Origin of the sequence: Allorhodopirellula solitaria (genome assembly GCF_007859855.1) — a bacterium.
Lineage (GTDB): Bacteria > Planctomycetota > Planctomycetia > Pirellulales > Pirellulaceae > Rhodopirellula > Rhodopirellula solitaria.
This window is the reverse complement of sequence record NZ_SJPK01000006.1, coordinates 91,963-103,302: the sequence shown is the minus strand read 5'-3', so window position 1 is coordinate 103,302 and position 11,340 is coordinate 91,963. Positions and strand designations below refer to the sequence as shown.

Sequence of the window (11,340 nt, the reverse complement as noted above, 5' to 3'; positions counted from 1 at the left end):
CAAGGTAGCAAACACAGTGATCCCCTGAACTTACAAAGAAGTGTCGTCGTCGTCGAAATCGATCGAAACCATCGTGTTGGAGTTCGCTCCACTGAGGCCGTCGATGTAGGCAGAGATATCCTCGAGCAAATGCTCGTCGGAAGGTTCATCCAAGTCGATCTCGCCAAAGTATTCCACATCCACATTCATGGTCTCCTCTTCGACATCGATGCGTGTGGCGATTTCATCGAGCAATTCACGCGAGCGTGACAGGGCGCTGTCGTCCAAGTTCAATTGACTGCTCGTTTGCGCCACTCGCAATGCCCCCAATCGGGCCTGCAGATTTTCGACTTCGACCTCGAGTTGACGCCGCGCATCGAGCATTGCTTCCATTCGCTCGCTGGCTGCCCGCAAAGAGGCCTGCCGAGCGGAGAGCATCTTCTGCAGCTTGTCGGAGGTTTGTTGGCGGGTTTGGAAGCGTTTGAAACGGTTGCTCAGGTCAGACTTCACCTGCACCGACGTGTAGGTCTTGCCACCATAAGTATAACTGGCGTCGTCGTCGCGAAGATCGCTGGTCAATCGTTCGATCTCATTCTGTGCCTTGGCCAAACGGGTGTCGGTTTGACCGAGCTGCCGCTCCAGCTTCACGACCTGGATCTTCTCTTTCGCGATTCGCCGGGCGTTGTCTTGGATCTCCGGTTGCAGATCGGCGATCATTTGCCGTGCCCGTTTGATTTCCCACTCCAACGGGACAGCCTCGCCCGCTGAATCGGTCACGTAATTCCATGCGCAGCGGGCGTAGGAACCGACCGGCGTGGCCAGAGTGATGCCTGAGAGAAGAGCCAGAGTTGTCCCGGCCATAAAGAGCTTGCGTAACATGATAGGTTTCCCCTAGAAGGAAAGTGATGGTTCTGTGCCACCGCTTTGCCGCTACGGGACGGCAAAACAGCCCGAATCGAGACGGGCAGGTGTGGTGTCTGATGGGTTATTCGTTCTAGGCCGAGGGATCTTGGCAAAATGGCGCAGAAATTCTGTGAATCGTTCATTTTCCCACCAATCTCCCCTGATTCCATGCCCTCCCCCAACTTTGGAGACTGCTGAAACAGTCGGTGTTGCTGTTTTTCTGCCGCCATACAAGCCCAGGGGGCTAGCGACCGTACAAGCCCGAAACGCTGGCGACCGTACAAGCCCGACGCGCTCGCGAGTGGAGTCAGGTGAACCCGCGCTCGCGCGTGGGCCTTGTATTTCAGCAGCCTCCTTCGACGGATCAGGGCGAAGCGTTGTAAACGCCTGCCAATAAGCAACTTAAAGAAACGACATGACCTCTTTGAGGTCCGCAATGACGCGTCATCGACGAGGGTTGACGCTTCGATTGCCGAACTTTTTACCGACTCGACGCATCTTAATAGAGTCCGTTCAACGCAATTCATCAGGGAATTGACCATGTCTTTCTCCTCGGAAGCTCCATTCGACGCCAACCCACCCTGCTCGGGAAATGACTGCGCAGACACCGTCTCCCTCGATTGGCGAATTCTTTCGGAGCGATTTGATAGCGACCTGATCGAGACTGAATTCGGCGCCGAGATCGATGAGGACTTGGTGGAAATGCACAGCCGGCTCGGTCGATTCGTCACCAAGTCTTCTTCGCTACGGCGCGGTCGTTGAACCGCACGGGCCAGCGGAACGGCAGATGTCGCGGGATTTTCACTGCACCGGCTGCCGTTATTGCCCTCCATGGAAGCTTGAAATCGGCTAGAATCGAGGGAGATCCCGAGCCGCACGGTTTTTCGGGATGCCGCCTTCTGTGCCGCGTGGGGAACTCCAATGATGTGGAAATGGATCGGGTCAGTTCTGTGCCTACTGATCATCGTCACTGCCAGCGCACCGCCTCTCGGCGCTGCCGAAAATACGATCGATGAGATCGCGGCAACGCCTGCTCAAAAGCGTTTGGTGAAAATATTGACGGGACGCAGCGACTCGGCCCGAACCCAGTTGCTAGCACATCTGCAGGCCCACCCCCAGCAACTCGACGCGCATCTGCACGTGATCATCGCAGCGGCCGAGGATCTCCTGGCCGATCATGCCGGTGAGGTTGCCGCTGCTGAGGCTCTCCCAGACGACCCGGGAGCCGAGGGAAGTGAGGAGCCATTGCCAGTTCCGGCAACCGTCTCTCAGGTTTTGCGGTTACTCGCTCGCAGCCCGCGCGAGGAAGCCCGCGCCGTGATCACCCAATCACTCGATCATGTCGATACCCACGTCGCGATGGTCGCGATGGACGTCATCGGTGAGTTTCAGATTGAATTAGCAATTGACGATCTCGTCATGCAAATCAAACGCCCCGCCTTCGATGCTCAATATGCCTATCGCTTCGCCCTTGTCCGAGCCTTGGCTCGGCTCCATTGCCCCAGGAGCATTGAATGGTTACAGCGATTGGAGGAGCAGCTCGATGGACAACTCCATCACGAGATCCAAGATCGCTTAGCGAACGTAGATCTGCAAGATTTCGACGGGGATCCGGAGCAATTGCTCCGCTATCGCCAACAGCTCGATGACGATGCAATGATGGGCCCGGCTCGGTTGAATGCCAATCCGAACCACCCCGTCAGCACGAGAACTCGAGCCGAACCGCAGACCAAGCCGGCGTCGGCGGTCACATCGTCTCGGCCGGGCGGACTGCAACTGCAAGATGCGCCGTCGGAATCGCAAGGCAAACTCCGGCTGAGCAATGGTCACTACTATGGCATCGAGCTCAATGCCGGCCGCATGCTCTTCATCATCGACCGATCAGGTAGCATGAGACGGCCCGCCTATCACGAAACGAGACTGCAAAGTGCGAAGCGAGAACTCGTTCGCGTCATCGAGAATCTCGCCCCGCAAGCAGAATTTGCCATCATGCTATTTGATACGCAAGTATACGTATGGCGTGACGAACTGTTGCTCGCGACGGAGGAGAACAAGGACATCGCGATCGAATTCGTCAAACGAATCTCGTGGGGAGATCGCACCAACACGCATGGCGTTCTGCGTGAATCGCTCCGATTCAACGACCAGCTCGAGGCTGTCTTCATGCTGACTGACGGTCGACCTACCGAGGGAGCCATTCTGATGCCGCAAGCGATCATTCAAGACATTGTCGAACGCAACCGGATGCGACATCTGCAGATCAATACCATTGGAATCGGGGTAAATCCGGTCACTACTCATTTCTTGCAAACCCTCGCCGAGGAAACTGGCGGGGAATTCCGGCGGGTCGATTGAGTGACACCGAAGAGGGCTGCTAGACCTGCAGCCGGCTTAGGAGCGTGGGAGTAATAAGCAACACACGATGAAAAAGTGTCGTTTTTTGTAGTGGACGAGGCGACGAGCTGTTGATTACCCACAAGTCTTCGTACGCCGAAGGCGTTTTAGAAAATAGCCGGTGGTTTGAGCGCAAGCGAACACCACCGGATACGACAAATTAGAAAACCGCGGTATCGACACACGTTCCCCTGTCAGCTTGTCTGACAGGAAACCAAGTCGATAAACTTTGCTGTCATGCGGGGCAAGCCCGCATGGGAGCGGGGTGAATGCACCATCTTGATCTAATCACAAAACGGAGATTCCTGTCAGACAAGCTGACAGGGGATCCGGTTTTGTGGGTAATGACCAGGAGGCGACGAGTCCTGCGGCTTTGGACTCGTCGCCTCGTCCACTACGACAGAAAAGCTCTCGCAAATTCGCCACTTACTGATCACGCGTCGCTTATCATTTTCGATTCAAGGTCCCGTTCCACCACCAGCGGTCGCTTGGTCGGCCTTCACGGATCGTGGCGAATGACTGCAGCCCCGGGTAATCCTCCATTTGCAGGGGTACCAACTCTTGTGGAGCGATTTGGACCCCGCCGCTGGCCATCAGGACCTGGTGCTTCTTACGCCCACGTTGGTAACGGTGCAAGACAGCGATTGAATCGACCTGACGGGCTGGAGTCAGTGCCGGAGCCTGTTGGGCAGCAAAATACATCACCGCTCGTTGCAACGTCTCGTGATCGGAGGTCATCGCGGAACGTTTCCACAATTCGCTGATGGCCGTGGCCAGGTAAATCGATTCAAGGGCGCCATAGAGTGGGTACTTCCCCCGGATGCTCGCCCAATTTTGGTTGAAGTGATCGACGAATGCGAGCGAGGCGGGGTCGATGACAACCTGACCGCGTGCCCCGTCGCGTTGGGCTCGCTCGTTCTCGCCGCTCAAACGAATTGGCGTGCCTGCAATTTGAATGATCTGGTCACCATCAGCTTCGCTGGCGCGAACATCCAAGGGGCGAGAGGTGAACCACAACCGCAGCAGCAAATCGGTCGGCGGCGTGCCATCACCGGTCGAAGCGAGCATCTGCAGGTAGTTCCGCACCCGATCAGGGAGCGGCTCGGTGCCCAGCGCCAATCGCTTCATGTGCCGATCGGCTTCCACCATCGTGTAGGCGATTTCGTTCGAACCGGTCGTGCCGAATACACTGACATTCTGGCGCCCGAGCGCGGATGCGAGTTGGTCGGCTGCCCGCGCCATCGGCACCTCCCCAGACGCGATCCGCTGCCCGAGGGCAGCCGCTGACTGCAACCCGGCGGTCGTCGGGTCGATCGTGCAGCCATAGGGTGTGCTGCTCCGGACTGCCTTCACGCCAATGGCTAGCGAGACCAGGCTGAGCGGCGGGAGCCCCGATTTGCGATCCACTTGCCAGCCGTCGACGTCGTCAAACCCGCCCACGGGGCCCGCTAAAATCACATCGTCCTGTGTCACCATGACCACCGCGACCCGCGAGAGCCCAGCCATGGCACGAAAAGCATCGAGGGAATCATCTCCATCGCCCGTCCCCTCTGCGCGGAGATCATTCGCAGATGATTGGTTTGCGATCTGCCGTCCCGCGAGCGCTTGCATCATGCGGCGAATAGAAACGCAGCGAATACGCGCCGGCGCCCGCCAATCGGTTGAATTGAGCAACTGCTCATCACCGTCCGCCGCTGGGGGAGCAAGCAGGGAGGCAATCGCCGCTTCATGATCGGACTGGGAAGCGTGCTGAGAATCGATCTCATGCAGCAATCCATCCGGATCGACCATCACGCCCTGAGGATAAGGAGCCATCGTGCCGACACCGCCGAGAGCCTCCCAAGAATCCGGCTCAATGGTCGTCTGCACCAGGTTCATCAGCGAACTGAAATCAGCCATCGAACTACCGCCCGCCGCTGTGTTTCCCGCATCATTGCTGGCAGGCAGCCCATGCGGGGTGAATCCACCGCCGAGTGGATTTGGGCCACCATCCTGCGAAGATTGAAGCACCGGGGGCTGCGCTATCGCCAGTGAACAGCAGAGGGCCGAGACGCTCCACAGAAAGGAAAACGTTCCAGCCTTGCCTAAGTTCCAATGCATTTCAGTCCCCACAACGTCGCGATTCAAAGGATCGTGTAGCTCACCACTGCGGTAGGCCCTCTATCATGCTAGTGTACCGATTGCGTCCGTGGCGAGAAAAAGTTGATTTTGTGGCTTCGATCTCGTCAGCCGGCTAGCGGGCGGTCGTTTTATTGAGTCGAGACGCGTAAGCGGCCGGGTGGGCGGCGTTACCCGGGGCCTTACGGCGAATGCCACTTACTTTGGCCCTGTTTGGGGAATGGCTAGTGGTCTGTCACAGTTAAAAGCTAGGGTTGATCGTAGTGGACGAGGCGGCGAGTCCTTGGATTTGACGCCAGTCCAGGACTCGTCGCCTCGTCCACTACCCTCAGAATAAGTCGTGACAGACCACTAGGTTGGTAACCCAATGCGTCAGCGAGGGAAATACAGTGCTTTGCGTGGTCAAGAGATCATCCTCGCTGACCGGCGTGTTACCAAGACCGCTTCGCAAACTAAAGTTAAGTGCCATTCGGCCTTGCGGCCCTCGGCTCATTACTGCGGCGACAACACCGAGTAACTCGTCAGGACATTCTGGCCCGAACGGCTGATCCGGACGGGGCTATCCAGTTAAAATTCACCCGTACCCCGATACTGATATGATGGATTGGCTGCCGCGTCCCGGCACCCTGCTCGCTATTGCTCACACGCTGACGATCTTGACCGTCCTGGTGCGAGTAATCATGAAACGTCCCGCCACGGGCGTCGCGTTGGCATGGATTCTAATCGTGGCGTTATTGCCGGCGGCGGGGATCACGCTCTATCTCCTGATTGGTGAACGCCGGATTGGTGAACGCCGTGCGTCGCGGATTGCGAGCCTCACTAAGAGTTTTCGGGAGATCGGGAACGCCGCGATTCTGCAGCGACTCACCGATGTCCAGTGGGATCGACATCCCCCTACCGCCCGTGGGCTCGATCGGTTGGGTCGGTCGACCATCGGCAGCCCCACGGTATGTGGAAGTCGCTTTGAACTGATATCAGATACCCAGCAGTGTCTCTCGCAGCTCGCCAGCGACATCGACGCTGCGCAGCGGAGTGTGCTGATGGAGTTCTATATTTGGAGTGCGGGTGGAGCCGCTGACGACGTCCTCGCGGCTGTCATGCGGGCGGCCCAACGCGGGGTTCGCTGCCGCGTCCTCATCGATGCCCTCGGCGCCCGACCATGGTGGCGCACAGATCAACCTGCGCAGCTCCGGGCGGCTGGCGTCGAACTGCAGAAAGCCCTTCCAGTCGGTATTTTTCGCACCTTCGTGGGACGCACAGACTTGCGTCTGCACCGCAAAATCGCTGTGATTGATGGCGATGTTGCTTGGACCGGAAGCATGAACTTGGTCGATCCCAGGTTCTTCAAGCAGGACTCAGGCGTTGGCGAGTGGGTCGATGCGATGATGCGCATCCACGGCGCCGCCGTCGCCCCGCTCGCAGGCACGATGCTCGGCGATTGGATGGTCGAAACCGGTGACTGCATCGATCGCCTCGTCGAAGACTCCGGTGTGCGGTTGATCGAACCGGATGGTCACGTTGACATGCAAGTCATCCCATCAGGGCCCGGTGAAACCGCCGATGGGCTGCTGCAAATGCTGCTGGGATTGATCAATTCAGCGCAGCATGAACTGATCATGACAACTCCCTACTTCGTTCCCGACGACTCTCTCCTGCATGCCGTCCGAGGCGCGGCGCTTCGCGGCGTTGATGTCGCGTTGGTGATGCCCGAGAACGTCGATTCGCTGCTGACGCGATACGCGAGCCGATCGTATTACGATGAATTACTCGATGCCGGAGTCCAACTCTACCTCTACAAGGACGGGTTGCTTCATACCAAATCGATCATGGTCGATGGCACGATGTCCATGTTTGGAACGGTGAACCTGGACATGCGAAGTCTGTGGCTGAACTACGAGGTCGCGCTATTTGTCTACAACGCAGAGTTCGCTACGGAACTTCGCGCCCTGCAGCAATCCTACATAGATGACTCGGATCCTGTGCAGCCGGATGAGTGGGCATCGCGTGGTTACCTTTCCCAGTTCACCGAGAATACCCTGCGGCTGGTAAGCCCCTTGCTATAGATAGGCTCGATGCCTGTTTTGGCGGGCATTCGAGAACTATCGCTGATACAGTTCCGGCTCCGCCTCGATCAACAGATACCTGGCATTTGCCGATACGTCCACAAACGTCTGCACCGCGCCGCTGGGCCAGCGAACCTCCAACCGGTCGATCGTTTCGACCTCCCCGATGCCGACGTGCAGCACCGCTTCGTTGCTAGCCATGTATCCATCACCGGCTTTGCGGTATGTCGTCCAAGTTTCCGAGCCTGCGGTAGCGGTCACCTCTGCCCCGATCGCATCCCGCTCGCTCGCCGTGCCAATCAACTCGAGTTGTACCCAGTTCTGTGCTGCCGAGTTGTTTTCGAGGACAGCAAGGGGTTGATCGAGATGGTTGGCGACTAAATCCATTCGCCCATCCCGATTCCAATCCCAAGTTGCGAGGGCTCGGCCCAATTGTTCCTGCTGCCAATAAGAGCCCGCCGCCTCGGGCTGCTCCATAGCGAAGCCGCCTTCGCTGCCATGAAAGAGTTGTGACTTCATGCGAAAGGGCACTCCATGGTCCGATGCGTCATAGACATGCCCATTGAGCGTCGCGAGATCGAGCCAGCCGTCGTTGTCATAGTCCTGTGTCTGCGTGCCGAAGCCAAGCACGGGCATCGACGGAGCTGCCAAGCCATACCGAGTGGATTGGTCGGAGAAAAAACCAAGTCGGTTTTGGATGAATAGGTTGACCGGTTCGTGGTGAAAATTGGTGACCTGCAAGTCCAGGAACCCGTCGCGGTTAAAGTCGCCTGCGGCGATCCCCATGCACGCTTGGCTGATCCCGCCTTGTCCAATGCTGCAACCCCGCAGCCCCGCCAATTCGATCAATTCAAACCGTTCTCCAGACTTCTCCTCGGCCGGCGCGCTGGCCCAGTAATGATTCAAATCGCCATCGTTGGCGACGAAGATATCGTTGCCGTGCTGCTTGTCAAAATTGGCGACCACCAGTCCGAGCCCGAGTTTCGGATTGTCGGCGATCGTCGCGATTGATTTCCAAGTGGAGAAGGTCCCATCAACGTTCCCCTTGAGGATACGGTCCGTCGCCGCTCGAAAACCCTGTGGCCGACAATGCAGATAACCTCCGGCACATTGGATCTCAAACACCGTTTCATCGTCGATGTAATTGACTTGGATCAGCTCCGGCAAATGATCGCCGCTGACATCGGCGATCGCTAGACTCGACGTCCACACCGCTGGATTGCCTTGTATCAATTCGCTGGCGTTTCGAAAGGTCCCGTCGCCCTGATTGACCAATAAGACTGACTCGCCCACGTTTCCCAGTAGCAGATCGGGGAAGCCGTCCTGATTGATGTCGCCCACCGCGACGCCAGCACCATAATTGCGATCGCCGGTTTGAGCTTCGACACTGACGTCAGTGAACGACTGATCGGGTTGCAACCGAAAGAGTTGATTGGGGTGAGAGCCCTGCGGATCATTCGGTGGCCCAGCGGACTGCATTGCGTAGAGATCGGGCCGCCCGTCGAGGTCGTAATCGAGCACGCCAAGGCCGCTGCCATTAACTTGATGTGCATAGAAACTATTTGCCTGATCAAAAAAGCCGGTCTTTGTATCAATCTCGAGACCAACGCTACTGGCGATGTCGTCGAATTGAAGTGCCGCTCTCGAGGTGTGATGCCCCGATTGGAAATCCGATGCTTCGGTTGCCATCGAGTCCGACGCGACACGTTCGATGTCCTGGTTCAAGATCTCATCGAGGTCTGGCAGCGGCCAGTCGCTGAGGTCGAACCCGAGCAGTTTCTGCAACCGGGCGTCGACGATACGTTTAGGCGAAGCTGAGTCTGCCCATTGGGAGACTTGAGCGGCGCGTTGATTCAGCTCAGCAATGGTCTGCCTCAGGTTTCCTTTGGTTTCCGCTGAATGCATCAACCAGGCGAGCGACTCCCAGGGTCGCGTTAGCTTTTGCAGTTCCGATGCGATCCACATCGCCTGCTCGGCATCGGCATCCCGAGCAGTGCGAAAGATCTGATCTAAAATCGCTAGTCGCTCTCTCAGCGCAACCGCTTGTTGCTCCGCGCCGGTTTTGTCGAGCGATAAGATCAACGCGCGCAGCGCTTCACGATACCCAGAATCGAGCCGCAACGCTTCGCCGTAAGCGCGAATCGCCTCCGTGTCTCGTTTGTTTTGCTGCAGCCACGAAGCGAGTGTGAACCAGTACTCAGGTTGCTGGTCGATACCCTGCGGAAGGTCAGCAAACCATCGCATTAGCTCGGCATCGTGTCCATTTTCCATTAACAAACGGCCGTAGTACGCCGATGCAGCGGTGCTGTCGGGACACTTCTCGACGATACGTTGAACTGTTGCGATTACTTCGTCATGATCCATGTCGAAGCCAGCATAGGCGGCTCGCATCTTGCCCAGTGTAAAGAGCGATATGTTGGACTCGTCGATCAGGTCGCCGTATGAAACCAGCGTGTAGGGACCGCTCAGATCGATCAGACTCAGAATCTCTGGCCAAGTAACCGCCTTGCCGCGGATTAGCTCGATGACATGGTCGCGTGTTTCGAAGCGGCGTCCCTGCGCATTGTATAGCTGGACGAGAAAGCGGCGGCATTCGATATCATGGGGTGCCAACTCGATCGCTGTGAGTAGATTCGTCTCCGCCAGATCATAGCGTCCCGACCTCAGATTCCAATCGAAACAGCTCGCCAATAAGGCTGGTGCGATCCCCGGATCGATCGCAGCCAGTCTCGCACCTAGATCAGCGGCTTTCCTGAACTGGCTTTGCCCCGCATGAATCTGAATGGACATCTGAAGAGCCTGCGCGTTCTGGGGCTGGCCTCGAAGAACCTCAGTGACCACCTGCAACGCCTCATCGGCTTGACCCCGCCGCATGTGGTTCTGCGCCACCTGCAGCAAATCCGAATCGTCTGGGTTCCCATCCTTGCCCGTTGCGATTGTCTCCCCAGTACTTTTGGCGGGCCCGCGACTCTCTGCATGCTCTTGTTTCTCGGCGGCATTCTGATGGCACCCAGTGAGCATCAGAGCAGGGGCGAGGTGAAGAACCGATGCGAGGAGCACTACCCAAACGCGGCGATGGGGAGACGACTGTCCGTAGAACATGCTCTCAAACTTCAGCTGAATCGGGGGGAGGGCTAGGACGCTCATTCTCTGATTATTCAAGCACGTCGGGGGAGTTGTTTCGGTCTATTAGCCGGTGGGCGTTAGCCTGGGCTGTTCAATCTTTGGCGGAACTGGGCTTGACACGCTTTTTTTCATGCGCAGGTTCTTGGCATCTCTTCCTGCCCAAGTCACGGCAGCGATGCGACTGAACACTCGGCCCAAGTTTCTCGGTTTGCCAGTCACTTACCGAGGCCGTCGACACCGAAGCGAACGCCTCGCCAATTAGCTCTTCTGTGATGTTCACCACGCACGCTGCCATCGCCAATAGCTGGGCGGTAAATCCGCTTCGACTTTGCTGCCCCTCGAGTCGCTTGCCTTTTCCGAACAAAGACTCGATCACTTCGCTGACACCAGGCAGCTTGCCGAGCGACGCATGGCAACGCGATTGCTGCACCTCAAGAAACTCCATCGTTTGCCTGATCAGCTCTGCTCCCATTTCGGTCTTCGCCGGCCCAATGGCTTGTGCAACTCGCGGCACCAGCAGAGTGTCATAGCCATAACGACGAACCACTTCGCAGACATCCTGGCTGATCGACATCAACTCCGACCAACCCGCAAGCTCATCTCGATAGCCTTCAAGCCAGGCCGTCGAATCAGCAGTTCCCGGCGGAACCCATCCGTTGGGTGGATAGGCCGCAGGCGAACCGCAATGGTTGAGTTTTGGAGGGTGTGATCGGTGATGTTGCTCCGATTGTGGGCGTCGAGCAGCGCTGTTTCGACT

General features: G+C 57.4%; 7 protein-coding genes. 3 read left to right on the top strand and 4 right to left on the bottom strand.

Annotation, left to right across the window (positions count from 1 at the left end):
- Positions 1–30: 30 nt before the first annotated feature.
- Positions 31–858, bottom strand: coding sequence for a coiled-coil domain-containing protein (locus CA85_RS13455; protein ID WP_146391856.1), 828 nt, complete (start codon positions 856–858; stop codon positions 31–33).
- A gap of 564 nt (positions 859–1,422) precedes the next feature.
- Here CA85_RS13455 and CA85_RS13450 point away from each other — a divergent pair.
- Both CA85_RS13450 and CA85_RS13445 read left to right on the top strand, forming a co-directional pair.
- Positions 1,423–1,644, top strand: a complete 222-nt coding sequence (locus CA85_RS13450; protein ID WP_146391855.1) for a hypothetical protein — start codon at positions 1,423–1,425, stop codon at positions 1,642–1,644.
- A 159-nt stretch (positions 1,645–1,803) separates the two neighbouring features.
- On the top strand, positions 1,804–3,237 hold the full coding sequence (locus tag CA85_RS13445; protein WP_146391854.1) for a VWA domain-containing protein: 1,434 nt from the start codon (positions 1,804–1,806) through the stop codon (positions 3,235–3,237).
- Positions 3,238–3,723: 486 nt separating this feature from the next.
- Here CA85_RS13445 and CA85_RS13440 read toward each other — a convergent pair whose 3' ends face one another.
- On the bottom strand, positions 3,724–5,286 hold the full coding sequence (locus tag CA85_RS13440; protein WP_246112775.1) for a DUF1598 domain-containing protein: 1,563 nt from the start codon (positions 5,284–5,286) through the stop codon (positions 3,724–3,726).
- Positions 5,287–5,990: 704 nt separating this feature from the next.
- Here CA85_RS13440 and cls point away from each other — a divergent pair.
- Positions 5,991–7,457: a cardiolipin synthase gene (gene cls, locus CA85_RS13435; protein ID WP_146391852.1), complete on the top strand. Its 1,467-nt coding sequence runs from the start codon at positions 5,991–5,993 to the stop codon at positions 7,455–7,457.
- Between the two features lie 36 nt (positions 7,458–7,493).
- On the opposite strand, the gene CA85_RS13430 is transcribed toward cls, so the two are convergent.
- Positions 7,494–10,604: an FG-GAP-like repeat-containing protein gene (locus CA85_RS13430; RefSeq protein WP_146391851.1), complete on the bottom strand. Its 3,111-nt coding sequence runs from the start codon at positions 10,602–10,604 to the stop codon at positions 7,494–7,496.
- Between the two features lie 70 nt (positions 10,605–10,674).
- On the bottom strand, positions 10,675–11,340 hold a 666-nt coding region (locus CA85_RS13425; protein WP_222435449.1), incomplete at its 5' end, for a hypothetical protein.

Bases quoted from the DNA above. Each gene is read 5' to 3' on its own strand.
- CA85_RS13455 (WP_146391856.1), bottom strand. From the start codon at position 858: ATGTTACGCAAGCTCTTTATGGCCGGGACAACTCTGGCTCTTCTCTCA.
- CA85_RS13450 (WP_146391855.1), top strand. From the start codon at position 1,423: ATGTCTTTCTCCTCGGAAGCTCCATTCGACGCCAACCCACCCTGCTCG.
- CA85_RS13445 (WP_146391854.1), top strand. From the start codon at position 1,804: ATGATGTGGAAATGGATCGGGTCAGTTCTGTGCCTACTGATCATCGTC.
- cls (WP_146391852.1), top strand. From the start codon at position 5,991: ATGATGGATTGGCTGCCGCGTCCCGGCACCCTGCTCGCTATTGCTCAC.
- CA85_RS13430 (WP_146391851.1), bottom strand. From the start codon at position 10,604: ATGAGCGTCCTAGCCCTCCCCCCGATTCAGCTGAAGTTTGAGAGCATG.